The sequence below is a fragment of the Streptomyces sp. NPDC058691 genome, from assembly GCF_042714775.1.
GTDB lineage: Bacteria > Actinomycetota > Actinomycetes > Streptomycetales > Streptomycetaceae > Actinacidiphila.
Genome location: NZ_JBHXSO010000026.1, coordinates 51579 through 76491, shown reverse-complemented (window position 1 = coordinate 76491; position 24913 = coordinate 51579). Strand labels below are relative to the sequence as shown.

General features: G+C 71.0%; 25 protein-coding genes. 12 read left to right on the top strand and 13 right to left on the bottom strand.

Going from position 1 to position 24913, the window contains the following annotated elements:
• Positions 1-33: 33 nt before the first annotated feature.
• Positions 34-1983, bottom strand: coding sequence for a GTP-binding protein (locus tag ACFWVC_RS20065; RefSeq protein WP_384287367.1), 1950 nt, complete (start codon positions 1981-1983; stop codon positions 34-36).
• A 208-nt stretch (positions 1984-2191) separates the two neighbouring features.
• Here ACFWVC_RS20065 and ACFWVC_RS20060 point away from each other — a divergent pair, with 208 nt between their 5' ends.
• The 4 genes from ACFWVC_RS20060 to ACFWVC_RS20045 all read left to right on the top strand — a co-directional run bounded on the left by ACFWVC_RS20060 (position 2192) and on the right by ACFWVC_RS20045 (position 4833).
• A complete protein-coding gene (locus ACFWVC_RS20060) occupies positions 2192-2767 on the top strand; it encodes a TetR/AcrR family transcriptional regulator (RefSeq protein ID WP_384287360.1) in 576 nt (191 codons plus the stop codon).
• A 104-nt stretch (positions 2768-2871) separates the two neighbouring features.
• Positions 2872-3666 carry an SDR family NAD(P)-dependent oxidoreductase gene (locus ACFWVC_RS20055; protein WP_384287355.1) on the top strand — a complete coding sequence of 265 codons (795 nt, stop codon included), beginning with the start codon at positions 2872-2874 and terminating at the stop codon, positions 3664-3666.
• 112 nt (positions 3667-3778) lie between these two features.
• Positions 3779-4171, top strand: coding sequence for a PPOX class F420-dependent oxidoreductase (locus ACFWVC_RS20050; protein ID WP_384287350.1), 393 nt, complete (start codon positions 3779-3781; stop codon positions 4169-4171).
• Positions 4172-4308: 137 nt separating this feature from the next.
• Complete coding sequence (locus tag ACFWVC_RS20045) at positions 4309-4833, top strand: SRPBCC family protein (protein ID WP_384287346.1); 525 nt, start codon at positions 4309-4311, stop codon at positions 4831-4833.
• Here ACFWVC_RS20045 and ACFWVC_RS20040 read toward each other — a convergent pair.
• A complete protein-coding gene (locus ACFWVC_RS20040) occupies positions 4818-5483 on the bottom strand; it encodes a hypothetical protein (RefSeq protein WP_384287341.1) in 666 nt (221 codons plus the stop codon). The two genes, ACFWVC_RS20045 and ACFWVC_RS20040, sit on opposite strands and share 16 nt — an antisense overlap.
• 317 nt (positions 5484-5800) lie before the next feature.
• Between ACFWVC_RS20040 and ACFWVC_RS20035 the strand changes: the two genes are divergently transcribed.
• Both ACFWVC_RS20035 and ACFWVC_RS20030 read left to right on the top strand, forming a co-directional pair.
• Positions 5801-6202, top strand: coding sequence for an ATP-binding protein (locus tag ACFWVC_RS20035; RefSeq protein ID WP_384287338.1), 402 nt, complete (start codon positions 5801-5803; stop codon positions 6200-6202).
• Positions 6199-6639, top strand: coding sequence for a Fur family transcriptional regulator (locus ACFWVC_RS20030; protein WP_384287336.1), 441 nt, complete (start codon positions 6199-6201; stop codon positions 6637-6639). The genes ACFWVC_RS20035 and ACFWVC_RS20030 overlap by 4 nt, the downstream gene beginning before the upstream one ends.
• Positions 6640-6673: 34 nt before the next feature.
• On the opposite strand, the gene ACFWVC_RS20025 is transcribed toward ACFWVC_RS20030, so the two are convergent.
• The 3 genes from ACFWVC_RS20025 to ACFWVC_RS20015 form a co-directional block, all read right to left on the bottom strand.
• Positions 6674-6892 carry a hypothetical protein gene (locus tag ACFWVC_RS20025; RefSeq protein WP_384287331.1) on the bottom strand — a complete coding sequence of 73 codons (219 nt, stop codon included), beginning with the start codon at positions 6890-6892 and terminating at the stop codon, positions 6674-6676.
• Between the two features lie 301 nt (positions 6893-7193).
• Positions 7194-7805, bottom strand: coding sequence for an NAD(P)H:quinone oxidoreductase (gene wrbA / locus ACFWVC_RS20020; RefSeq protein WP_384287327.1), 612 nt, complete (start codon positions 7803-7805; stop codon positions 7194-7196).
• Between the two features lie 224 nt (positions 7806-8029).
• Positions 8030-9418 (bottom strand): DHA2 family efflux MFS transporter permease subunit, encoded by a 1389-nt coding sequence (locus tag ACFWVC_RS20015; RefSeq protein WP_384287323.1) that lies wholly within the window; start codon positions 9416-9418, stop codon positions 8030-8032.
• Positions 9419-9660: 242 nt separating this feature from the next.
• Between ACFWVC_RS20015 and ACFWVC_RS20010 the strand changes: the two genes are divergently transcribed.
• The 4 genes from ACFWVC_RS20010 (at position 9661) to ACFWVC_RS19995 (ending at position 12014) form a co-directional block, all read left to right on the top strand.
• Entirely contained in the window at positions 9661-10362 is a 702-nt protein-coding gene (locus ACFWVC_RS20010; protein WP_384287320.1) for a TetR/AcrR family transcriptional regulator, read from the top strand.
• Between the two features lie 208 nt (positions 10363-10570).
• The gene (locus ACFWVC_RS20005) at positions 10571-10942 is read left to right on the top strand and encodes a nuclear transport factor 2 family protein (protein ID WP_384287316.1); all 372 of its coding nucleotides are present in this window, start codon (positions 10571-10573) and stop codon (positions 10940-10942) included.
• A gap of 40 nt (positions 10943-10982) precedes the next feature.
• Positions 10983-11555: a carboxymuconolactone decarboxylase family protein gene (locus ACFWVC_RS20000; protein ID WP_384287314.1), complete on the top strand. Its 573-nt coding sequence runs from the start codon at positions 10983-10985 to the stop codon at positions 11553-11555.
• Positions 11556-11600: 45 nt separating this feature from the next.
• Positions 11601-12014 (top strand): DUF6924 domain-containing protein, encoded by a 414-nt coding sequence (locus ACFWVC_RS19995; protein ID WP_384287312.1) that lies wholly within the window; start codon positions 11601-11603, stop codon positions 12012-12014.
• A gap of 11 nt (positions 12015-12025) precedes the next feature.
• Here the strand turns inward: ACFWVC_RS19995 and ACFWVC_RS19990 are convergent, their stop codons facing one another.
• From ACFWVC_RS19990 to ACFWVC_RS19980, 3 genes are all read right to left on the bottom strand, one after another.
• The gene (locus ACFWVC_RS19990) at positions 12026-12604 is read right to left on the bottom strand and encodes a TetR/AcrR family transcriptional regulator (protein ID WP_384287308.1); all 579 of its coding nucleotides are present in this window, start codon (positions 12602-12604) and stop codon (positions 12026-12028) included.
• A 57-nt stretch (positions 12605-12661) separates the two neighbouring features.
• Positions 12662-13996, bottom strand: coding sequence for a class I SAM-dependent RNA methyltransferase (locus ACFWVC_RS19985; protein ID WP_384287304.1), 1335 nt, complete (start codon positions 13994-13996; stop codon positions 12662-12664).
• 77 nt (positions 13997-14073) lie between these two features.
• Positions 14074-16125, bottom strand: a complete 2052-nt coding sequence (locus tag ACFWVC_RS19980; RefSeq protein WP_384287302.1) for an APC family permease — start codon at positions 16123-16125, stop codon at positions 14074-14076.
• A gap of 137 nt (positions 16126-16262) precedes the next feature.
• On the opposite strand from ACFWVC_RS19980, the gene ACFWVC_RS19975 reads away from it, so the two are divergent.
• Positions 16263-16931: a potassium channel family protein gene (locus ACFWVC_RS19975; protein WP_384287297.1), complete on the top strand. Its 669-nt coding sequence runs from the start codon at positions 16263-16265 to the stop codon at positions 16929-16931.
• Positions 16928-17596: a TrkA family potassium uptake protein gene (locus ACFWVC_RS19970; protein WP_319659083.1), complete on the top strand. Its 669-nt coding sequence runs from the start codon at positions 16928-16930 to the stop codon at positions 17594-17596. Before ACFWVC_RS19975 ends, ACFWVC_RS19970 begins: the two co-directional genes overlap by 4 nt.
• A gap of 90 nt (positions 17597-17686) precedes the next feature.
• On the opposite strand, the gene ACFWVC_RS19965 is transcribed toward ACFWVC_RS19970, so the two are convergent.
• From ACFWVC_RS19965 to ACFWVC_RS19945, 5 genes are all read right to left on the bottom strand, one after another.
• Positions 17687-18448, bottom strand: a complete 762-nt coding sequence (locus ACFWVC_RS19965) for a DUF3159 domain-containing protein (protein ID WP_384287291.1) — start codon at positions 18446-18448, stop codon at positions 17687-17689.
• A 3-nt stretch (positions 18449-18451) separates the two neighbouring features.
• Entirely contained in the window at positions 18452-18850 is a 399-nt protein-coding gene (locus ACFWVC_RS19960; protein ID WP_384287289.1) for an OB-fold nucleic acid binding domain-containing protein, read from the bottom strand.
• 30 nt (positions 18851-18880) lie between these two features.
• Positions 18881-19564: a response regulator gene (locus tag ACFWVC_RS19955; RefSeq protein WP_319659086.1), complete on the bottom strand. Its 684-nt coding sequence runs from the start codon at positions 19562-19564 to the stop codon at positions 18881-18883.
• Between the two features lie 64 nt (positions 19565-19628).
• The gene (locus tag ACFWVC_RS19950) at positions 19629-22172 is read right to left on the bottom strand and encodes a DUF4118 domain-containing protein (protein ID WP_384287283.1); all 2544 of its coding nucleotides are present in this window, start codon (positions 22170-22172) and stop codon (positions 19629-19631) included.
• A 145-nt stretch (positions 22173-22317) separates the two neighbouring features.
• Entirely contained in the window at positions 22318-24852 is a 2535-nt protein-coding gene (locus ACFWVC_RS19945) for an ATP-binding protein (RefSeq protein WP_384287281.1), read from the bottom strand.
• Positions 24853-24913 lie beyond the last annotated feature (61 nt).

Genomic DNA, 24913 nt, shown 5'->3' with positions numbered 1-24913 from the left:
GCGCGGGCCCGGCGTGGTGTCCGGAGCCGCGGCTCACAAGCGGTGTTCGCCGTCTGCACGCCGGGGAGTCGGGGCCTCCTGGTAGTGGTCGAAGTCGTACTCCAGCACGCCCTCGCCGCGGGTCAGCGACGGCAGCCGCTGCTCCAGGGCGTGCACGGACGCCGCGGGGATGTCGCCCTCGACGACGTACGAGACCCCGTGCGGGGACGAGGTGCGCGGCACCGCGCGCAGCCGTCCGAGCACCGGCAGGACCGCGCCGTAGACGTCCGCCGGGATGTCGAGGCCGAAGCGGTGCACGGGCTCGTACACCTTTGTGCCGGCCTGGCGCAGAGCGCGCGCCAGCACCAGGGCCGTGAGTCCGCGGAAGTCGCCCGCCGTGCTCGACATGCTCTTGTCGAAGACGGCGTGTGCGTGGCTCTGGCGGGCCGCGTACCCGGAGTGCGTCATGGTGACCGTGCAGTCGGTGACCTGCCAGCCGTGGAGCCCGCCGCGCCGCAGCGTCGCATGGACGGTCTCCTCCACGGCGCGGATGAACGCGTAGGGCATCGAGCCGAGTTCGACCTCCAGCCGGAAGTCCACGCCACTTCCGACGGGCGCGGGATCGACGCGCAGTCCCACGGTCGCCAGGAACGGATTGGACTCGGCGTGCAGGATCTCGGCGGCGCGACCGGTGCCCACGGGACGTTCGATGTGGATCGTCGTGGTCTCGCGGAAGGTGACATCGACACCGAAGTCGTCGGCCAGGGTCGCCTGGATGACCTCCTTCTGCACCTCGCCGTAGAGCGACACGGACAACTCCCGGCGCACGTCGTCCTGCCGCAGATCGATCAGCGGGTCCTGTTCGGCGAGGCGGCTCAGCGCGAGGTGCAGGGCGGCCCTGTCGGCGTCCCGGCAGGGGACCACGACCGTCTCCAGCGTGGGCGGGGAGAAGTGGCGGCCACCACCTTGCGGCGTGCCGTCCGGCTCGCCAATGGTGTCGCCGATGCGGACACCGCCGAGCCCCCACAACCTGCCGATCCGCCCCGCGGACACCGAGGCGCACGGGACGTCGGCCCCCTGGTCGAAGACGCTGACCGCGGTGACCTTGCCCTCTTCCCCCTGCGCCCCGTAGCGCAGCCGGTCCCGGACGCCGACGGTGCCGGAGAACATGCGGACGTAGGCGATCTTCTCCCCGGCGGGCCCCCGCCCGACCTTGAAGACCGTGCCCGAGACGGGGCCCTCCGGGTCGCCCCCGGCGGCGGGCAGCAGTTCGGCGATGCCGTCGATCAGGGCGTCCACGCCGGCGCCCGTGATCGCGGAGCCGAAGTAGACCGGGTGGACCATCGCCCGGCGGGTCTGCTCGGCGAGCGCGGCGCGCAGCCCGTCGTACGAGAGGGCCGTCTCGTCCGCCACATAGGCGGTGAGCAGCGTCTCGTCACCTTCGGCGAGGACCTCGGCCAGTCGTGCCGTGAAGTCCGCGTGGTCCGCTGTGAGCGGGACGGTACGTGCGCGGCGCGTGCCCGAGTCCTCGACACGGCACATCGCGACACTGGCGGTGGCGAGTCTGCCGGTGACGGCGCGCAGGACCTCTTCGCAGCGGGCGCCGGCGCGGTCGGTCTTGTTGACGAACATCAGGGTGGGGATCCGCAGCCGCCGCAGCGTCCGCATCAGGACCCGGGTCTGGGCCTGGACACCCTCCACCGCCGAGATGACGAGAACGGCTCCGTCGAGGACACCGAGCACCCGCTCGACCTCGGCGATGAAGTCGGGGTGACCGGGTGTGTCGATCAGGTTGACCGTGATGTCGCCGATCCCGAAGGAGGCGACGGCGGACTTGATGGTGATGCCGCGCCGTCGTTCCAGCGCCATGGAGTCGGTCTGTGTACTGCCGTCGTCGACGCTGCCGATCTCGTCGATGACGCCGGCGGCGTGCAGGAGCCGCTCGGTGAGGCTGGTCTTGCCGGCGTCAACATGCGCCAGGATTCCCAGGTTCAGCATGTGCATGGAGTGTCGTGTCCTTCGCGTAGGCGATGATTCCCGGCTGAACGGACATCGACAGTCCTCGCATGATCACTTCTCCTGGGTCGAAATGGGCCTTTCCCGCAGTGCAACAGAGGGCGCGCGCGGCGGGCAACCGAATTAGGGCCGGACGGGGCAGGGACGCACATCGATATTTTATTGATCAATCCAGAATCGTGATACGGTCATACCCATGGGACGCAGCCGGGAGTTCGACACCGATCAGGCCATCGATCGCGCGATGGACCTGTTCTGGCGCCGCGGCTACGCCGAGACGTCCCTGCAGGACCTGATCAAGGAGCTGTCGATCGGGAGCGGAAGCCTCTACTCGGCCTTCGGGTCGAAGGAGCAGCTCTACGCCCGAGCCCTGGAGCGTTACTGCTCACTCCAGGCCGGCGGTCTGGCCGAGATCCTGGAGAACGCGACCGAGATCCGGCCCGCGGTGCGCCGGGTCCTCACCGACATGGTCGAGGCCGACCTGACGGACCCCAGCCGGGGGTGCCTCGTGGTCAACGCCGCCACCGAGCGAGGCGACGACCCCGCCACGGTGGACCGCGTCGCGACCGCCATGCGAGTGGTCGAGTCGGCCCTCGCGGGCGCCTTGGAGCGGGCGAAGTCCCGTGGCGAGCTGTCCCCCGACAAGAACCCGGCGGAGCTCGCCCGCTTCCTGACCACCTTCGTCCAGGGACTCCGCGTCGTCGGCCAGGCACGTCTCGGCCGGACGTTCACGGAGGACGCGGTCGCGACCGCGCTGCGCAGCCTGGACTGACCCTCCCCCGCACCCCGTCACCCCGGCGGCGGCGCTCCAATGGCGCCGGTGCGCATCACTCCCTACCGTAATTGTTTATCAATCAATCCAGAAAAGGACGCGTCATGGAACTGCACCTCAAGGACAAGGTCGCCGTCGTCACCGGGGCCAGCAAGGGCATCGGCCTGGCCATCGTCGAGGCGATGGGCCGCGAAGGGGTCCATGTCGTCGCCGGCAGCCGTGGCTCCACCCCCGAACTCGACGCACTGCGCGACACGTTCGACATCACGGTCGTCCCGGTCGACCTGTCCACCGCCGAGGGGGCCGAGACCCTGGTGCGGCACGCCGTGGAACAGCACGACCGGATCGACATCCTCGTCAACAACCTGGGCGCGACGGACCCACGGCCCGGATTCCTGGAGGTCGGCGACGCCGAGTGGCAGCGGGGCTTCGAGCTCAACTTCTTCAGCGCGGTGCGCGCGAGCCGCGCCGCGCTTCCCCACCTGCTCCGGGCCCAAGGCGCCTCGATCGTCAACATCAGCTCGATCAACGCGCGGCTGCCCTTCCCCATGGTCGTGGACTACTCGGCGGCGAAGGCCGCGCTGACCAACCTGACCAAGTCGCTGTCGGAGGAGTTCGCGCCGCGCGGCGTACGCGTGAACGCGATCTCCCCCGGGCCGGTCCGCACGCCCTTCTGGACGGCCCCGGGCGGCTTCGCGGACGCCACGGCCGCCGCCGCGGGCACCACGGCCCAGGAGGCCCTCGACGTGGTCGTGCCGCAGAGCATGGGAATCAGCACGGGCCGCGTCACCGAGGCCCACGAGGTCGCCGACCTCGCACTCTTCCTGGCCTCACCGGTGGCGGCCAACATCACCGGGGCCGAGGTCCTCATCGACGGCGGCCAGAACAAGACGATCTGAGCCCTGCGCGGCGAACGACCGCCCCAGGACCCCCGGGGGGGACCCATCCGGGGACCGACCGAGCGACCCCATAGGCTGCGGCCGCCAGGAACCACCGCACCGAGGGATCACCGTGAAGCTCTCCGCCGAACTGCTCGATCTGCTGCACCGCCCGAGCACCTGCTACCTCGCGACGACGATGCCCGACGGCTCACCGCAGCTGACCCAGACCTGGGTCGACACCGACGGCGAGCATGTGCTCGTCAACAGCGTCCAGACCCACGTGAAGACCCGGAACATCCAGCGGGATCCGCGCGTGGCGGTGACGATCTCGGACCCCGACCACCCGTCCCGCTACTTCCAGGTCCGCGGGCGCGTGGTCGAGGTGACGACCGACGGCGCCGCGGAGCACATCGAGAAGCTGTCCCACAAGTACACGGGCGGGCCCTACGCGTGGTTCGGCGGCCGTGACCAGGTGCGCGTCCTCTTCGTCATCGCTCCGGAGAGCATCAGCGGCACGGGCTGACCTGACCCCTTCCGCACCGCCGATCGTTGCCCGGCAAACTCCCTTTCACTCATTCGAGAGCACTGCTCTTGACTCCGAGCAATGGCCCGCGAGAGCATTGCTCACAGTTCGAAGCATGACTCACGAGGGAGTTCGCCATGAAACTGCTCTACCGCGGCCCGAAGCGGCAGGCCCTGCACGACGAGTTCGCCAAGCACCGCCGCATCGACTCCGACGCGCCTGTCGTCAGCGTGTCGGAGATGCGGATCGCGGCACCGCCGGAACGGGTCTGGCGGATCATCGCCGACCCGTCCGGCTGGTCGTCGGTGCTGCCCGGCCGCCGGGTCGTGCGGCTCAACAACGGCGTGAGTCAGGACGCCGAGTTCGTCTGGGCCATGGGGCGGACCACGATCAAGTCCCGCTTCGCCGTGGTCGACGAGGGACGTGAGCTCACCTGGACCGGCGTCGCCATGGGCGTCAAGGCGGTCGACCGCCAAGTGCTCACGGCGACGCCGGACGGCGGCACCGTCCTGCGCATCGAGGAGTCGATGGCGGCCCCGCTCGTCCGCCTCCTGATCAGCCCTGCCAAGCTCCGCGCCCAGCACGGGATATGGCTGGCCGCCGTCAAGGCCGCCGCAGAGCACGGAGCCCGCGCGGGAGCGGGTGCTCAGCCGCGGGGATAGCCGATCCGCTCAAAGTCCTCGGCAAGATCGGAAGGGCCTATGTCCGGGTTGAGGGCGGAGATCACCTCGGAAGTGAGCGGGCGAAGCGCATGGACGTGCCGGACGGCCTCCAGGTCGACCGGGAGCCCGTAGTAGTCCTCGGCGAACTTCTGGTAGGCCTCCGCCGAGCGGTCGGCCAGCAACTTGAAGAGATAGCCCGCGCCATCCGGGTCGTCCGTCCCGTCCTCGGGAAAGTCGATCGTCCCGGCCTGCCAGGCGGCATCTTGCGGCCCACGCCACATACAGGCGGTCACCACCGGCATGCCGTCCTCGTCCGAGAACGCCGGCTCATCGACGTACGGGCGGAAGGCTTCGGGAACCTCGTCGAGTACACCCGGCCACGGGCCGTCCGCCGCATAGGGGCTCATGTGCGACTCGTGGGCGAACCCGCAGACATAGGCACCCACCGGCGAGAAGACGATCGCGTACTCGTCGCCGGAGCCGTTGCGCATCGAGGCCATCTCCTCGGTCCCGGACCACTGGGAGTCGTAGGAGTAATAGCGGCCGGTCCATTCGGGGCTGAGGATCGCATCCAGCACGGCCAACGCACGGCAGTGGTCGCGGAGTACCGAAATGCCGGGCAGGCGGCGGGCGATGTCGTGAACGGTCATGCCCACATCCAAGAGCATGCCGCGAGCGCACCCACACCCGGCCAGGGCAATGACGGACTCCGATCGGGCCCCGCCCCGGCCAGTCCTGCGACCGGATGACACGGCGTAAGTATGTGGATGGCTCCAGTTACTGGAGCGAGGCTTTTCCAGGAGGCCGTCACTTCACTTGACTGACTCCAGAAGAGGAGTACTGTCGAATTTGGTGCTTTTCTAGCCATTCGTCTCTCGGGCAGGTGTTGATCATGGGCACCGCACTACTCCACTCCGAGGCTCCTTGTTCCGGCGACGACGGACCATCGTCCACGCCCGCCGCTGCCGTGGGTTCCTGGGCGCTTCCCTGGTCCACCGAGGCCTGCCGCCACGCGCGTGAGGCGGTCCGGGCGGCGCTGCGCCAGTGGGGCTTGGACGATGTCGCGGACACCGCGGAGCTCCTGGTCAGCGAGCTGGTCGGCAACGCTCTGCGTCACGCCCGCGCCCCGTTGACTCTGAATTGCCTGCTCCTGGGCGACACCGTGTGCTGCGTCGTCATCGACGGAAGTCAGGATCTGCCCCGGGTCATGGGGGCCGATCCCGAGGACGAGAACGGCCGCGGACTGGCGCTCGTCGAACTGCTCGCCACGCGCTGGGGTTCCGACAGCAGCCCCGCCGGCAAGGCCGTGTGGTTCGAGCTGCCCACCCGTCCCGGCGGTGCCTCTGCGCATGCGGAGGACGACCGATGACCGCAGTCGAGCCCATGGCCGCTGCCACCGCCCGGCTGCGTGCGGCGGGGTTGCGGGTGACGGCGCAGCGCATCGCACTGCTCATGGCGGTGGACGAGTCGGCGGGCCATGCGGACGCCGACACGCTGCGCGACGTGGCCCGCCGTGTCACGGGGGGCCTGTCCCTGCAGGCCACCTACAACGTCCTGCGCGCCCTCACGAACGCGGGGCTCATCCGCTGCACGATGATCCCGGGCCACCCCGGCCGCTACGAGACCGAGCGCGGCGACAACCACCACCACTTCGTCTGCCGGTCCTGCGGCACCGTCCGCGACGTGGAGTGCGCCGTGGGCCGTGCTCCCTGTCTCGACCCCGGACTGCCCGACAGCTACGAGGTCGACGAGGCCGCCGTCACCTTCTGGGGCCTGTGCCCCGACTGCAACGACGCCGCGAAGTGACGGGCTCCCCCGGTCCCCCGCCGCTAGGCAGAACTCACACCATTCCCCGGGGCTCGCCCACGGTGGCCACCAACGTCAGTCGCTGGACCAACTCGTCCAGGGCGGCGTCCACCTTCTCCCGCTGGGCTTGCGAAAGCCGGGACAACGGGCTCCACTCGGACAGGGCCTCACGGGTGCCGCCGAGGTCGGCGCGTGCGGTGGCCGGGTCGCTGCCGCAGCCGTGATCGGCCCGTCCGGTCAGCTCGAACTGCACGGCGTTTCTCCAGGATCTCGTGTGCCCGCAGGCCAGTTGGGCCGGGGTCCTTACGGGCCTGCGACCAGCTGTAGCGCAGAGCGGTGACGGCTGCCACCGAAGCACCGGCCGGGACGCGCAGGCCTTCCCCCGGTGTCGTATCGTGCGCCGATTCACCTCATGCTAGGCAGCGCGATCGAGCCGGAACGCTTCCGAGAGGAATCAATGACCAAGAGTTCCCTCCTGGTTTACCCGGCCTGCCCCGGACGCGCGAAGGCCGCCACCCCCGGAGGGATGACGGCACTCGGCGGGACCGGAGAGGTCAGAGGGAGCCACCGGGCTTGAGCGCGGCGGCGATGCGGGTCACGCGGGCGCCCAGGTAGGTGGCGGCGTCCAGACGCGCGGTGTCGGGCAGATCGGCACCGTTGTTGGAGGGGTGCGAGGGGCCGTAGGGGTTGCCACCGGCCGCGAACAGCAGCGGGTCCGTGTAGCCGGGGGACGCGATGAGTCCACCCCAGTGGTAGAAGGTGTTGTTCATCGCGAGGATGGTGCTCTCCTGACCGCCGTGGGCGTTGGCCGCGGAGGTGAAGGAGGCGTAGACCTTGTTGGCCAGCTTGCCCTGGGCCCACAGCGGACCGGTCTGGTCGAGGAACTGCTTGAGCTGCGCGGCCGGCAGGCCGAAGCGGGTCGGCGAACCGAACAGCACGGCGTCCGCCCACTCGAGGTCGTCGTTGGTGGCCTCGGGGATCTCCTGCGAGACGCGGTGGTTCTCGGCCCACACGGGGTTGCTGTTGATCGCGGCCTCGGGCGCGAGCTCCGCAACACGGCGCAGCCGGACCTCCGCGCCCTCCTTCTGCGCGCCTTCGGCGATCGCCTGCGCCAGGCTCCGCACCGAGCCGGTGGACGAGTAGAAAATGATCGAGACGCGTGTCACGTGAGTCGCTCCTTGCTGTGCCGGTTCCCGCAGCAGGGCACCGCCCTGCGCATGGTTGAACATTAAACGACTCTGCCTCCCGCCGCCAGTTCAGGCCGCAGAAGTGGCACGCGTCTCACCACACCCCTCACCACACCCCTCACCCGGCGTCGCACCACGCCCTGCCCAGCCCGCCGGGAAAGCGACCCCAACGCAGTAAAGGAGCAAGGGAAGATGACCTGACATCAGGCCGCGGCCGCCGCCTCGGCGATCTGCTCAGCACTCGGCGCGATCCTGGGCGAGGCAACGGTCACCAGCACATTGACCACGGCGAAGGCGGCCGCGACGAGCAGTCCACGGTGAAAGCCCTCGACCAGTGCCTGCTGCTGGGCCATGCCGTCGGCGAGCGCGGCATTGGCGCGCGAGACGGACAAGGTCGTCGCGAGGGCCAGGCCCATCGCGCCGCCGACCTGGTAGAAGGCGGTGACGACACCTGAGGCCGCGCCGGCCTCGTGGTGTTCGACGTCCACGACGGCCGCGATCTGGGCGGGAACACCGACGGCGATGATGCCGGCGCCGAAAAGGATCAGGCCGGGCAGCAGGTGCGAGGCGTATCCGCTGTCCGCACCCGTGCGGGCGAGGAGCAGCAGGCTCAGGGCACTCAGTACGGCACCGGACAACTGGACGGTGCGCGTGCCGAGGCGGTGCACCAACTGAGGGGTGACGACGGCCGTGAGGATGGCGGCGGCACCCATCGGCAGGATCTCCATGCCGGTCCGCAGCGCCGAAGCGCCACGGACCTGCTGCAGGTAGATCGCGGTGAGGAAGAACATCGTCAGGAAGGCCGCGCCGTTGAGTGCCAGGGCGCCGCTGGACGAGCTGAGGGCCCGCGAGCGGAAGAGCCGCAGCGGCACGAGGGGAGCCGCGGAACGGGCCTCGACCCGGACGAAGGCGGCCAGCAGGGCCACGCCGGCCACGAGGCAGACGACCACCTCGGCCGACCCCCAGCCCACCGGTTCGGCCCGCACCACGCCGTAGACCACGGCCAGGAGTCCCGCAGTACTCAGCAGCGAACCCAGGAAGTCGAAGCCGCGACCGACCTGCCGGGCGACGGAGCGGATGATCAGCGGGGTGGCCGCGATCAGGGCCACGACGATGGGGACGTTGACGAAGAAGACCCAGCGCCAGCTGAGGGAGTCGACGAGCAGACCGCCGGCCACCACCCCCAGGGTGCCGCCGAGGCCGGCCAGACCGCCCCACACGCCCATGGCGATGTTGCGCTGCCTGCCGTGCGGGAAGGTGACCGTCAGGATCGACAGTGCCGCCGGGGACATCAGCGCTCCGCCCAGTCCCTGTACCGCGCGGGCGGCGATGAGCTGACCGGGGGTGTCGGCCAGGCCGGCGACGAGCGAGGTGACGCCGAAGAGGGCGAGGCCGGCGAGGAAGACCCGCCGGGAGCCCAGCAGGTCGGAGGCGCGGCCACCGAGCAGCAGGAACCCGCCGAACAACAACGTGTACGCGCTGATGACCCACTGCAGGGCATCGGCGGTGAAGTCCAGATCGCTCTGGATATGAGGCAGTGCGACGTTCACGATCGTCACGTCGAGCACCACGATGAATTGTGCGAGGGCCAACACCGTCAGGGTCGCCCAGGGACTGCGCCGCATGGAATTCCTCATCGGAACGGGAGGGTGAGTCAGGGAGGTTGACGCGTCTTCGAATGCCGCGCGCCGGAGCGGGAGCACGCCGGAAGTGGTCCCGGCGAGCGATGTTTACAGCGTAAGCATAGGTCGGAGATTACAACGTAAACAAGTGCGTCCTCGCGTAAGCCCACTCACATGTACGCTGTAAACCCGGTCGGTCAGGGAGGTCGCACATGGCGTCACCGAGGAAGCGTCTGGACCGCGACGTACTCGTGGCCACGGCCCTCGCCCTCGCCGACGCGGAAGGGCTGGCCGCCGTGACCACACGCCGCGTGGGCCAGGAGCACGGGGTCTCCCCGATGGCCCTCTACCGGCACTTCCGCGACAAGGACCAGATCCTCGACGCCATCGCCGAGCGCCTCCTGTCCGAGGTCCACCTGCCCGAGCGGGACGACCGCGTCTGGCACGCCCAGCTGCACGACGTGCTCACGTCACTGCTCAGCGTTCTGCGCCCGCACGCCGCCGCGGCCGGGCTCGTCACCACCCGGATCCTGGACTCGCCGCCGGGGCTCGACCTCGCGGAGCGGACCCTGGAACTGCTGGCCACCGCCGGCTTCGAGGTCGAGCAGGCCGCGGAGATCGCGAGCCAGTCCCTGTGCTCGATGGTCACGCTCGTCGTGACCGAGCCCGGGCGCAGTCAGCCCGAGGCCGCCGAGAGCCGGGACGATGCGGTCCGGGGCAAGCAGGCATCACTGGCAACGCTCTCCCCCGAGCAGTACCCGCACGTCGTCGCGGCGGCGGGCGCACTCGCATCATGCGCGAGCGACGACGTCTACTACGCACACGGCGTCGAGCTCCTCGTCGCCGGGATCCGCGGCGTCCACACGGAGACGCACACGGAGACGCTCACGGAGACGCAGACCCCCGCCGTCTGACGCGGGACCGATCCGTTCGACGTCCGCAACCCCATCACGCCGGCCCGCCCCGGCGGCGCCGATGCCGGGACGGGCGCTCCCCCCTGCCACCACGCGTCGGCATGACGACCCTCACATTGGTACCGGACCCGTGGGTCCGGTACCGTTCCCGTCATCCGGACCCTGGAGTCCGCATCCCTCCGCCGCCTCTCGGAAAGACGCACGAGCGATGACCCACGCACGGATCAGCGAAGCCCTCCGAGCCCTGGTGTTCGATCCCGAACTCCCCCTCGACGAGGCCCTGGACACGTACTACGCCCCCGATTACACCCACCGCAGCGACGGACGGACCATGAACCGCGCGGAGTTCGCCGCCATGGTCGCCCGCAGCCGCACCGGGATCACCAAGGGCACGGTGACCGTGCTCGACGAACTGCGGGACGGCTCCTCCTACGCCGAGCGGCACGTCTTCGAGATCACCCTGGCGGACGGCTCCACCCAGCACCGGGAGATCGCCCTCTTCGGCACGCTCGCCGAGGACGGCCGGTTCCGGCACCTGAGCGAGACGGGCTTCAGCGTCGACCCGGACCCGGCCGCCTGACCGCCCACGCGCCCCCACACACAAACGAACGGAGAACCACATGCCCCGCCTGGCGAACCCCGACCCCGCCACCCTCCCGGCCGACGTCCGCGAATTCCTCTCCTTCCTCCCGCCGGACCCGCTGGTCAAGATGCTGTCCCACTCGGCCGGCACGGTGCGCCCCTTCATCGAGCTCGCCAAGGCGCAGTTCACCTCGCTCGAACTGCCGGCCCGCTCACGGGAACTGGTGATCCTCACGGTGGCCGAGTACACCGACTGCGCCTTCGTCACCGCCCAGCACGAGCCGATGGCGGAGGCCGCCGGTGTCGACGAAGCGACCCGCCGGCTCATCGCGGGCCGGGAGTTGGGGAGCCCGGGCTTGTCCCCGTACGACCGGGCCCTCGTCCGCCTCACCGCCGAGGTGGTGCGGGGACCGCGGGTGTCCGACGAATTCTTCGACGAGGCGCGGCGGTTCCTCAGCGAGCGGGAAATCGTCGAGGTGCTGCAGGTGGCGGGCTACTACTGGTCGTTCAGCCGGGTGTGCACCGTGCTCGACGTCGAGATCACCAAGGTGTACGGCGCCGGGGAACCCCTCCTGACCGACGCTCCCGGCCCCGGCTCCGCCACGCGCTGACGCCACCGGACCTCCGGCAACCGCCTCGCATTCCAAGGAAGTTCCGTGAAAACCCTCCCCCAGGTGGCCGGCGACGAGACCCCCCTCGTCCGTGTCGACTTCTCCGACGACGAGGCCTGGCACCTCCTGCGCCGGGCGCTCGCCACCCCCGCCAAGGAGGGCTTCATCGCCTACCTGCACATCGTGGACGACCCCGCGTACCGCGACCTGTCGCCCGCCCGGATCGCGGCGCTCGCACGGCAGGGGGAACGGCTCGTCGTCGTGGCCGACGAGGCCTGCCTCGCCTCCCCCGAGTTGCCACTGCTCGCCCTGCGCATCGACGAGCGGGGGCGGTTCGACGCGCTGCGCGTCGTCGCGAGTCAGCTGTACGCGATCGAGAACAACATCGCCCTGGCCCACATGGACTGGGCGCACTTCACACGATTCGCGGACGACGACGGGGTCTTCCGCGGTTTCTGAGTCCCTGCTCCTCAGGGCCGCAGGGCCTGCAGCACGAGTTCCCCGTAGCGTCGCCACACCGCCGGATCGCGTTCCGCGACGGCCATGAGCTGCAGGGCCGCGCCGCACAGGATGACCCGCAGATCCAGCGACGTCGCGTCCTCGCGAACGGTCCCGGACGCCTTGGCCGCCTGCATCAGTTCCGACAGCACGGTCAGGACGGAGCCGGCCGCGGGCGAGGTCGCCTCCGCCAGCCGTTCGGCCAGCAGCCGGTCGCGGGCCAGGTTCTCGAAGAGCCGCAGCACATAGGTGTGGAAGGCGCGATCGGGGCCGGTCTCACCGAGCGCGGCCTGCATGCCCCGCTCCAGTTCCTCCAGGCGCAGCCGCGCGATCGCCTCGACCAGGTCCTCCTTGGCCGGGAAGCTCCGGTAGACCGTGGCCTTGCCGACCCCCGCCCGTGCCGCGATCTGCGGCACGGTGGCCTGCGGGCCGAGTTCGGCGAACACCTCGATCGCGGCGGCGACGACCCGCTCGTGATTACGGCGCGCGTCCGCCCGCCGCAGCGGCACGGCCCCTGCCGGTTCCCTCTGCCGGGCCTCGGAAGTCTGCATGCCACCAGTCTGCACGCCCCGCCCCGCGGTCCCGGCACGCCCCTGCCGGGGCCCGGGTCAGCTGCTCTTGGGAGCCGGCTCCAGGATCACCACGCACTCCACGTGGTGGGTCATCGGGAAGAGGTCGAACGCCCGCATGCGCCGCGGGACATAGCCGGCCTCGCCGAACCAGCGCAGGTCGCGGGCGAGGGCGGCGGGGTCGCAGGCGACGTAGGCGATACGGCGGGGGCCGAGGGAGGCGACGTGGCGGACGGTGGCGTGGCCGGCGCCGGTGCGGGGCGGGTCGAGGACGACGAGGTCGGCCTCCGTGATGCCGGTGCGGGGCAGGACCGTCTCGACCTTGCCCTGCTCGATGCGGACCCGGTCGAGGTCGCCGAGGTTGTGCCGGGCGTCCTCCACCGCGCGCTTGCCGGACTCGATGCCGAGCACGGCACCCGTCTCGCCGACGCGCTCGGCCAGGGCGCCGGCGAAGAGCCCGACGCCGCAGTACAGGTCGAGGGCGGTCTCGCCCTTGCGGGGGGTGAGGCCCTGCATGACGGCCTCGACCAGAAGCTCGGCAGCCATGGGGTGGACCTGCCAGAAACCACCGGAGCCGACGCGCCAGGTGCGGTCGTCCGCGCGCTCGCGTACGAAGCCGCGGCCGTGGACGCGGTGCACGCCGCCCTGCTCGTCGACCCGCATGACCGACACCGGACGGTCGAGCTCCACGATGGGAAGCCGGCCGCCGGGACGCGGCGTGATGATGACCTGCCGGTCGGAGGAGCCGGTGGCGGAGATCGCCTCGACGGTGGCGATGCCGGGCCAGTCGCGGGACTCCACGCCCAGCTCGGAGACGCCCGGAGCGGCGATCAGGCAGCGGTCGATCCGCTCGACCTCGTGGGAGCGGTGGCGGCGCAGCCCCGCGTGCCCGTCGGCGTCGACCGCGTACTGGACGCGGGTGCGCCAAGCCGGGACCTCGCCCTTGGCGACCTTGTCGCCGGGAGCGGGCTCCACGGTGCCGTCCCAGCCGGCCTCCTGCGGGGTGAGGCCGCCGAGCCGCTCCAGCTGCTCGGTGATGACCTGGACCTTCAGCCGCCGCTGAGCGCCGGGCGCCGCGTGCTGCCAGTCGCAGCCTCCGCATTTGCCCGGTCCGGAGAAGGGGCACGGCGCCTCGACCCGGTCCGGGGAGGCCTGAAGGATCTCCACCGCGTCGGCGCGCAGGAAGCGGGAGTCCGGGCCGCCTTCGGTGACCTCGGCGATCACGCGCTCGCCGGGGAGGGCGTGCCGGACGAACAGCACCTGGCCCTCGTGGCGGGCGACGCAGTGACCGCCGTGCGCGACGGGGCCGACCTCGACCTCGTAGCGCTCGCCGACGAGGGCGTCGGCCTCAGGGGCCTTCGTACGGTGCTGCATCTCGGAACGGGCTCCTGACAACGGGGGCGGGATGAGGACGGCAGCTCACCAGTCTACGGTGCGCCGCCGCCCTCCCCTCACGCTCGTCCGCTGGGCTCCCGGCGCCTGCGCGGGCGCCCGACCTCGCCGCGGCGCACCGAGCCCGGGGCGTTCCACTCGGCGCCCTTGCGGGCCCGGACCTTGGCGCGCTCGGAGGACTCCAGCTGCCAGGGCACCGAGGTGACCATCACACCGGGGGTGAACAGCAGCCTGCCCTTGAGCCGCAGGGCGCTCTGGTTGTGCAGCAGGTGCTCGTACCAGCGGCCGACCACGTACTCCGGGATGAAGATCGAGACGACGTCGCGGGGGCTGCTGCGGCGCAGGCTCTTGACGTAGTCGACGATCGGCCGGGTGATCTCGCGGTAGGGCGAGTCCAGCACCTTGAGCGGGACGTCGATGCCGCGCCGCTGCCACTCCGCCTGCAGCGACTTGGTGTCGGCGGGGTCGACGTTGATGCTGAGGGCCTCCAGCGAGTCCGAGCGGAACAGCTTGGCGTACGACAGGGCGCGCAGCGTGGGCTTGTGGACCTTGGAGACCAGCACGATCGAGTGCACCCGGGAGGGCTTGGCCTCCTCCTCGCCGGGTTCCTCCGAGGCGGCGAGCTCGCTGGAGACCCGGTCGTAGTGGCGGCGGATGGCGGTCATCGTCGCGTAGAACAGGCCCATGCCGAGCACCGCGACCCAGGCGCCGTGGGTGAACTTGGTCAGCAGGACGACCACCAGCACCAGGCCGGTGAAGAAGGCGCCGAAGGTGTTGATCGCGCGCGAGCGGATCATGTGGCGGCGCACCGCCGGATCGGTCTCGTCGGCCAGGTGCCGGTTCCAGTGCCGGACCATGCCGATCTGGCTGAGGGTGAAGGAGACGAAGACGCCGACGATGTAGAGCTGGATCAGCCGGGTCGAGTCGGCCCCGTAGAGGTAGACCAGCACGGCGGCGAACGCGGCCAACAGCACGATGCCGTTGCTGAAGGCGAGCCGGTCGCCGCGGGTGTGCAGCTGCCGCGGCAGGTAGCGGTCCTGGGCGAGGATCGAGCCGAGCACCGGGAAGCCGTTGTAGGCGGTGTTCGCGGCCAGGAAGAGCACCAGGGCGGTGGCCCCCGCCAGGAAGATGAAGGGGATCGAGCCGTCGCCGAAGACGGCCGAGGCGACCTGGGCGATCACCGGGTCCTGGGTGTAACCGGCGCCGACCGGCTTGCCGTTCACCAGCAGGTCGGTGGCCGGGTTCTCGGCCATGCGCACCTTGGTGTAGAGCGCGAGGGCGATGATGCCGCAGAACATCGTCACCGCGAGCAGGCCCATGGCGGCGAGCGTCGTGGCGGCGTTCTTCGACTTCGGCTTGCGGAAGGCGGGCACGCCGTTGCTGATCGCCTCGACTCCGGTGAGCGCCGCGCAGCCGGAGGAGAAGGCGCGCAGCAGCAGGAAGACCAGGGCGAAGCTCGCCAGTCCGGTGTGCTCGGCCTTGATCGTGTAGCCCGCCGTCGGGGCGTGCATCTCACTGCCGGTGGCGATCTTGAAGATGCCCCAGAGCAGCATGCAGAAGACGCCGAAGACGAAGGCGTAGGTGGGGATCGCGAAGATCGTCCCGGACTCGCGGACGCCGCGCAGGTTCATCAGCATGAGCAGCACGATCATGCCGATCGCGCCGATCACCTTGTGCTCGACGAAGAACGGCACCGCCGAGCCCAGGTTCTCCACGCCCGAGGCGACCGACACGGCCACGGTGAGCACGTAGTCCACGAGCAGCGCGCTGGCCACCGTGAGACCGGCGCGGGGCCCCAGGTTGGTGGTCGCGACCTCGTAGTCGCCGCCGCCGGAGGGGTAGGCGTGCACGTTCTGCCGGTACGAGGCGACGACCGTGAACATCAGCACGACGACCGCGACCGCGATCCAGGGGCTGAAGTGGTAGGCCGACACTCCCGCGATCGACAGGACGAGGAGCACCTCGCCCGGCGCGTACGCAACGGAGGACAGCGGGTCCGAGGCGAAGACCGGGAGGGCCAGCCGCTTGGGCAGGAGGGTCTCCCCGAGCTTGTCGCTCCGCAGCGCCCGCCCGATCAGGATCCGTTTCGGAAGGTCGGTCAGTTTGGACACCCGAGGATGTTAGAGGATCGTCAAGGTTTTCGATCCACCGCCCACCTATCAAGCGGTTACGTGCGTGTGTAGCTTTGGCCGCGGTCTGAGACCCTGAGAGGGAATCGGCCACATTGTTGACAGCCGGAAGGACGGTCGTGCACGTCGTGATTATGGGTTGCGGGCGAGTGGGTTCCACTCTCGCGCACTCCCTTGAGCAGCAAGGTCATACAGTGGCCGTAGTGGACCAGGACCCGACGGCGTTCCGCCGCCTGGGCTCGGGTTTCAGCGGACGCCGCGTGACCGGGGTCGGATTCGACCAGGACACGCTGCGCGAGGCGGGCATCGAGGAAGCCGGCGCGTTCGCCGCGGTCAGCAGCGGGGACAACTCCAACATCATCGCGGCCCGGGTGGCCCGTGAGATGTTCGGCATCGAGAATGTGGCCGCCCGGATCTACGACCCCCGCCGTGCCGAGGTGTACCAGCGCCTGGGCATCCCGACCGTGGCCACGGTGCGCTGGACGGCCGACCAGATGCTGCGCCGCCTGCTGCCTTCGGGGGCCGAGCCGTTGTGGCGCGATCCGAGCGGTGGGGTGCAACTCGCCGAGGTGCACACCGACACCGCGTGGGTGGGCCACAAGGTCAGCCGGCTTCAGGAGGAGACCGGAGTGCGCGTGGCGTTCCTCACCCGGCTCGGCGAGGCGATGCTGCCCACGTCCGAGACCGTCCTGCAGGAGGGCGACCTCGTGCACGTGATGATGCGCACGAACGAGGTCGAGCAGGTCGAGGCCGCGTTCGCCAAGGGCCCCGAGGAGGCGGGCCGATGAGGGTCGCCATCGCCGGGGCGGGGGCCGTGGGCCGCTCGATCGCGGGTGAACTGCTGGAGAACGGCCACGAGGTCCTCCTGATCGACAAGAACCCGACCTCGATCTCGGTCGAGCGGGTGCCGCAGGCGGAGTGGCTGCTGGCCGACGCCTGCGAGATCACCTCGCTGGACGAGGCGGCGCTGCAGCGCTGCAATGTGGTGATCGCCGCCACGGGTGACGACAAGGTCAACCTCGTGGTGTCGCTGCTGGCCAAGACGGAGTACGGCGTGCCGCGCGTGGTCGCCCGGGTGAACAACCCCAAGAACGAATGGCTGTTCAACGAGGCCTGGGGCGTGGACGTGGCGGTCTCGACACCGCGGCTGATGTCAGCCCTGGTCGAGGAGGCCGTGAGCGTCGGCGACCTGGTCCGGCTGCTGCGCTTCAGCCAGGGTGACGCGAACCTGGTCGAGTTGACACTGCCCGAGGAGGCCGCATTGGTCGGCACCCGCGTCGGCGACGTGAACTGGCCCGAGGACACCGCGCTGGTGACCATCATCCGCGGCCACCGGGTGCTCACCCCCTCCAAGGACGACGCGCTGGAGGCGGGCGACGAGTTGCTGTTCGTCGCGGCCCCGCACCGCGAGGAGCAGTTGGAGGACCTGCTCTCGGTGCGCAGCGGCGCGTAACGGGCGGTACGGCACACGCGAAGGGGCGCCCGGAACCATGCGGTTCCGGGCGCCCCTTCGTCTGTTGCTCGGGAGCGCGAGCAGTCCGCGTCAGCGCTCCGCGGCCTCCTTGGCGGCCCGTTCCTTGGCTTCCTTCGCTTCCTCGGCCTCCATCTCGGCGATCACGTCGATCGGCGGCGGGGCCTTGGCGAGGAAGATCCAGGTCAGGTAGACCGCGAGCAGGAACGGCGGGATGCCCAGCGCGACCTTGACCCAGCCGAGCTGGGTGGCGTTGCCCCAGAAGTACAGCGGGAACAGGACCGCCGACTTGGCCAGCAGGATGATGCCCCAGGCCCAGGTGGCCTTGGTGTACGCCACGAGCCGCCCGGGGTTCCTGGTCTTCCAGGACAGGTTCTCCTTCAGGATCGGGCCGAGGAGCAGTCCGATCAGTGGATAGCCCACCAGCGCGGAGACCACATAGGCGACCGCGAGCCCGAGGGTGTAGAGCATGCCCGGCAGGTAGAAGTTCTTCGCGTCCCCGGAGAGCATCGCGAAGACCGCGCCGAAGGCGACGCCGAAGACACCGCTGAAGGCGTGCTTGAGGGTCTGCTTGCGCACCACCCGCGCGAGTGCCAGCACCAGCGAGAGGCCGAGCGCGGCGACGGCCGCGGTCTTGATGTCGCGGTTGATCGTGTAGATCAGCACGAAGACCAGGCCGGGCACCGTGGTGTCCACCATGCCCCAGACGCCACCGAAGGCCTGCAGGAGCGCGTGGTCGGCGGCCGCCCTGGAAGCGGCCGCGTCGTGCTCCGGGCCCTGGGGCCCGGCATCGGTGCCGGGCTCTGTCCCGGTCCGCTTGTCGATCGACACCACCGGCTACTCCTGTCCGACCGGACGCAACTCGTACTTGGGGTTGAACAGCACCGGACGGCCGCGGTTCATGGAGATCCGCCCCGACGCGATGATCCTGCGGCCCGGCTCGATGCCGACGATGCTCCGCCGGCCGAGCCACACCACATCGAGCGGTGCCGAGCCGTCGAACAGCTCCGCCTCCAGCGCGGGGACACCCGCGCGAGGACGCAGCGTGACAGCGCGCAGTGTACCCGTCACCGTGACGATGTCACGGTCGTGGCAGTCGCAGATCCGGGTGCACCCGACGTCCGCGGTGTCCTGCCGCAGTTCATCGGAGTGCAGCTCCTCCTGGGAGGTGGACAAGCGGTCGAGCATCCGGCGAAAACGGCCGGCGGGTCGGTCCGAACGGGTGGCACCACTCATACTCCGAAGGGTACCGGCCCGCGCGGCCGGTCACTTCTCGAAGCGGTAGCCCATACCCGGCTCGGTGATGAAGTGCCGGGGATGCGCGGGGTCCGCCTCCAGCTTGCGCCGGAGCTGCGCCATGTAGACCCGCAGGTAGTTGCTCTCCGTGCCGTACGAGGGTCCCCAGACCTCCTGGAGCAGCTGCTTCTGGCTGACCAGGCGGCCGGTGTTGCGGACCAGGACCTCCAGCAGGTGCCACTCGGTCGGGGTGAGCCGGACGTCGGCTCCGTCGCGGTTGACCTTCTTGGCGGCCAGATCGACGGTGAAGGACTCGGTCTCCACGGTGGCGGCGCCGTCCTCGGGGCCGCCGGGCGTGGCCCGCCGGACCGCGGCGCGCAGCCGGGCCAGCAGTTCGTCCATGCCGAAGGGCTTGGTGACGTAGTCGTCCGCGCCCGCGTCCAGCGCCTCGACCTTCTCGTCGGACGCCTGGCGGGCGGAGAGCACGATGATCGGGACCCGGGTCCAGCCGCGCAGCCCCCGGATCACCTCGACGCCGTCCATGTCGGGCAGACCGAGGTCGAGCACGATGACGTCGGGGTGGCGGGCGGCCGCGAGCGCGAGCGCGGTCGCACCGTCATGGGCGGCATCGACCTCGTATTTGCGGGCACGCAGATTGATCACGAGAGCGCGCACGATCTGCGGCTCGTCGTCGACCACGAGCACCCGGTTCATGGTGCCTGCCTTTCGTTCACTGCGACGGTCATGGGGGCTGCGGTCACGGCGCCGGCCGGCGCGCTCATGTGGTCGCCTCGGCGGGAAGGTCCGGCATCGTGGGAGGGCTGCCGGGCGCGGCCTTGAGGGTGAGCACCATCGTCAGCCCGCCGCCGGGGGTGTCCTCCGGGTGCAGCGTCGCGCCCATGGCGTCGGCGAAGCCGCGGGCGACAGCCAGGCCCAGGCCGACGCCGTTGCCGCGGGGCGCGTCGCCGTAGCGCTGGAAAGGCTCGAAGATGCGGTCCTTGGCGCTGTCGGGAACGCCGGGTCCGCGGTCGACCACCCGCAGGTCGACGCGGTCACCGAGGGCGCTGGCGGCCACCAGGACCTTCGTGCCGTCGGGGCTGTACTTCACGGCGTTCTCGACGATGTTGGCGACGCTGCGCTCCAGCAGACCGGGGTCGACGGAGACCATGGGCAGCGTCTCGGGGACGTCCAGGGTGACGCTGCCGTCCGGGACGCCGCGCAGCGCCTTGGGCACGACCTCGTCCAGGTCGATCTCGCGGATCAGCGGGTTGACGGTGCCGGTCTGCAGCCGGGACATGTCGAGCAGGTTGCCCACCAGGTTGTCCAGCCGGTCGGCGCCGTCCTCGATGCCCTCCAGCAGCTCGGCCTCGTCCTCCTCGGACCAGGCGACGTCGTCCGAGCGCAGCGAGCTGACGGCGGCCTTGATGGCCGCCAGAGGGGTGCGCAGGTCGTGGGAGACGGCCGCGAGCAGGGCGGTGCGGATGCGGTTGCCCTCGGCGAGCCCGTGGGCCAGCGCGGCCTCGTCCTCCAGCCGCTGCCGGTCCAGGACCCCGGCGGCCTGGGCCGCGAAGGCGGACAGCACGCGGCGGTCCGAGGCGGGCAGCACGCGGCCGCTGAGGACGAGCGAGAGGTTGTCGCTGACCGGCACCTCCACGTCGGCGTCCTCGGGGCGCAGGCACTGACGGCCGCCGACACCGGCGGCACAGGTCCACGCATCGTGCTCGCCGGCGCGTTCCAGCAGAGTCACGGACTCCATGCCGAAGGTCTCCCGGACCCGGTCCAGCAGCGCGTCCATGGAGTGCTCGCCGCGCAGCACGCTGCCGGCGAGGTAGGACAGGATCTCCGCCTCGGACTGGAGTCTGGCCGCCTGGTGCGTGCGGCGGGCCGCCAGGTCCACGACCGAGGCGACGGCGAGCGCGACCACCACGAAGATCACGATGGCGATGAGGTTCTCGGGCTTGGAGATCGTGAGGGTGTGCAGGGGTGGCGCGAAGTAGTAGTTCAGCAGCAGGGAGCCGCCGACGGCGGAGACGAGCGCCGGGTACAGGCCGCCGGTGAGCGCGGCCGCGACCGTCAGGGCCATGAACAGCAGCATGTCGGTGGCCAGGCCGAGGCCGTCGTGCAGATTGGTCAGCAGGACGCAGAGCAGGATCGGGCCGAGCACACCGGTCAGCCAGCCCGCGATCACCCGCGAGCGGCCGAGCCGGGCGCCGCGGGCGATGGGCAGGCCGCGGCCCTTGGCGGCCTGCTCGTGGGTGACGATGTGCACGTCGAGGTCGGGGCCGGACTCACGGGCCACGGTCGCGCCGACGCCGGGGCCGAACACGTACTGCCAGGCCGGGCGGCGGCTGGTGCCCAGCACGATCTGGGTGGCGTTCACGCCGCGCGCGAAGTCCAGCAGGGCGCCCGGCACATCGTCGCCGACGACGTGGTGGAAGGAGCCGCCGAGGTCCTCGGCCAGCGTGCGCTGGACCGCGATCTCCTTGGGCGAGCCGGCGGCCAGACCGTCGCTCCGGGCGATGTGGACGGCGAGGATCTCGCCGCCCGCGCCCTTGGCGGCCATCCGGGCCGCGCGCCGGATCAGGGTGCGCCCCTCGGGGCCGCCGGTGAGGCCGACGACGATGCGCTCGCGGGCCTGCCAGGTGGTGGAGATGTGGTGGTCGGCGCGGTACTGGCGCAGATACTCGTCGGCCCGGTCGGCGACCCACAGCAGCGCGAGTTCGCGCAGCGCGGTCAGGTTGCCCGGCCGGAAGTAGTTGGACAGGGCCGCGTCGACCTTGTCGGGGGCGTAGATGTTGCCGTGCGCCATGCGGCGGCGCAGGGCCTGCGGCGACATGTCGACCAGCTCGATCTGGTCGGCCCGGCGGACCACCTCGTCGGGGACGGTCTCGCGCTGCCGCACTCCCGTGATCGACTCGACGGCGTCGCCGAGCGACTCCAGGTGCTGGATGTTCACCGTCGATATGACGTTGATCCCGGCCTGCAGCAGTTCCTCGACGTCCTGCCAGCGCTTCTCGTTGCGGCTGCCGGGAACGTTGGTGTGGGCGAGTTCGTCGACGAGGACCACTTCGGGCCGGCGGGCGAGCACCGCGTCGACGTCCATCTCGGTGAACGTGGTGTCCCGGTACTCGATCTCCTTGCGCGGCAAGATCTCAAGGCCGTGCAGCATGACCTCGGTGCGGGGGCGCCTGTGGTGCTCGACGAAGGCCACGGCCAGGTCGGTGCCGCGCTCCAGCCGCCGGTGGGCCTCGGAGAGCATGGCGTAGGTCTTGCCCACTCCAGGGGCGGCCCCCAGATAGATCCGCAAAATGCCGCGTGCCATGACTCCACGTTCCGCTTCGTTGTGCCGACCTCCGGCGCGTCGACGTAGCAAATCCTATGGTCCCAGCAAAGGACAAACCGGACACGGTGCCCGACACCTGGCCATGTTGACGTGGCCTTGACGCCTCCGGATACTCCTCAGGTTCTCAGGCGGCCGCGTGCTCCGGTGCCGTGGCGGCGGGCAGGGACAGCACCATGGTGAGGCCGCCGCCCGGTGTGTCCTCGGGGACGAGGGTTCCGCCCATGGCCTCGGTGAGGCCTCGGGACAGGGCCAGGCCCAGGCCCAGCCCGGTGCTGTTGTCGGTGTCGCCCATGCGCTGGAACGCCTCGAAGACCCGCTCGCGGTCGGCCGCCGGCAGCCCCGGTCCCCGGTCGGCGACCCGCAGCTCCACCCGGCCGGCCAGCGAGCTGGCGGTGACCAGCACGGGCTTGCCCACGGGCGCGTACCGGACGGCGTTGCCGACCAGATTGGCGAGCACCCGCTCCAGCAGCGGGGCGTCCGCCAGGACGTCGGGGGCACCCTCCAGCTCCGGCGCGAGGACCGGCGCCCGGTCCTCCGGAAGGCTGTCGAGGGCGAGCGGCAGCACCTCGCACAGCGCCGTGGGCACCGGCCGGAACGTGAGGGCGCCGGCCTGCAGGCGGCTCATGTCGAGCAGGTTGTCCACCAGCCGGTTGAGCCGGGCCATGGACTCGTCGGCCGTGGCGAGCAGTTCCTCACGGTCCTCGGCGGAGAAGTCGACGTCGCTGCTGCGCAGCGAGCTCACCGCCGCCCAGCCGCTGGCCAGGGGGGTGCGCAGATCGTGGCTGACGGCGGTGCGCATCCGGTCGGCCGCCTTGACCGGCTCTATCTCGGCGGCGGCCTCGGCCAGCCGCGCGTGGTCGACCGCGGCGGTCAAGTGGGCGGCGAACGCGGTGAGCACACGGCGTTCCGAGGCGGCCAGGTCCCGGCCGCGCAGCACCAGGCGGGCGTCCGCGCCGATCGGCACGGTGACCGGCGGCGGCTCCTCTCCGGTCACGGGTTCGCCGGCCGCGGTCAGCTCGGCGCTGTCCATCCCGAAGACCTCGCGGGTGCGCTCCAGCAGCAGCGGCACGGCCTGGTCGCCGCGCAGGACGTCGCCCGCGAGCGAGGACAGCGTCTCCGCCTCGGCCGTCGCACGGGCGGCCCGGCGGGACAGCCGCAGCGAACGGTCGACGATGGCCGCCACGGTCACGGCGACCACGGCGAACACGACGGTGGCCAGCGCGTTGTTGGTGTCGCCGATCGTGAACCGCCCGAAGGGCGGGATGAACCAGTAGTTGAGCAGCACCGACGCCGTGACCGACGCGAGCAGCGCGGAGACCACCCCGCCGAAGCAGGCAACCCCGACCACCGTGAGCAGGAAGAGCAGGGCCTCGCTGGTGAGGTTGAGGTGCCCCCGGGTGTTCGCGAGCACCGCTGTCAGCAGCAACGGCAGTACGAGGCCGGCCACCGGCCCGGCGACCTTGCGCACCAACGGCAGCCCGCCGCCGGGCGCGGACGCCAGCAGGCGCCCGTGCCCGGACCGCTCGTGCGTGACCATGTGGACGTCGATGTCGCCGGAGTGCTCGACGGTGGTCTCACCGACGCCCGGCCCGGTCAGCAGCCGGGTCAGCCGGCCGCGCCGGCTCACCCCGACGACGAGCTGGGTGGCGTTCTCGGCACGGGCGAACTCCAGCAGCGCGGTGGGCACATGGTCGCCGACGACGGTGTGGAAAGTGCCGCCCAGGCTCTCCACGAGCTGCCGCTGCTGGACGAGGGCGCCGGGCGGGACGTCGATGCGGCCGTTGCTGCGGACCACGTGCACGGCCAGTACGTCGCGCGCCCGGCCCGTGCCGGGGGTGCGCCCGCCCGCCGCGCGGTCGGCGATCCGCACCGCCCGGCGGATCAGCGTCTCGCCCTCCGGCCCGCCGGTCAGCGCCACCACGACGCGCTCGCGGGTCTCCCAGACCCGCCCGATGCCGTGCTCCGTGCGGTACCTCTGCAGCGCCTCGTCGACCCGCCCGGCCAGCCACAGCAGGGCCAGCTCGCGCAGCGCGGTGAGATTGCCGATCCGGAAGCGGTGGGCGAGCGCGGCGTCGATGCCGCCGGGTTCGCACACGTTGCCGTGCGCCAGGCGCCGGCGCAGCCCCTCCGGCGAGATGTCCACGAGTTCGATCTGGTCGGCTCGGCGGACGATCGCGTCCGGCACGGTCGCCGCCTCCGGGACGCCGGTGATCTCCCGCACCACGTCGTTCAGCGACTCCAGGTGCTGGATGTTGACGGTGGTGACCACGTCGATCCCGGCGGCCAGCAGTTCGGCGACGTCCTGCCACCGTTGGGCGTTCCGGCCGCCGGGCACATTGGCGCGGGCGAGTTCGTCGACCAGCGCGATCGCGGGCCGGCGGGCGAGTACGGCGGCCACGTCGAGTTCGGCGCGTTCCACGCCCTGGTGCGTGCGCCGCGCCGTGGGCACGGCCTCCAGGCCGTGCAGCATCTCCAGGGTGCGCGGGCGGCCGTGGCACTCGGCGAGGGCGACGACCACGTCCGTGCCCCGCGCGGCCCGCCGGCGGCCCTCGTCGAGCATCCGGTACGTCTTTCCGACCCCCGGAGCCGCGCCGAGGTACACCTTGAGCCGGCCGGGCGCCCGGCCCGGCGGATCGCCCGCGACGACGCTGTGCGCCACCTGATGCGCCTCCTTGCGCGGAGTGTGCGGTGGAGAACACCGCCTCACTGGCAGCGAAGCG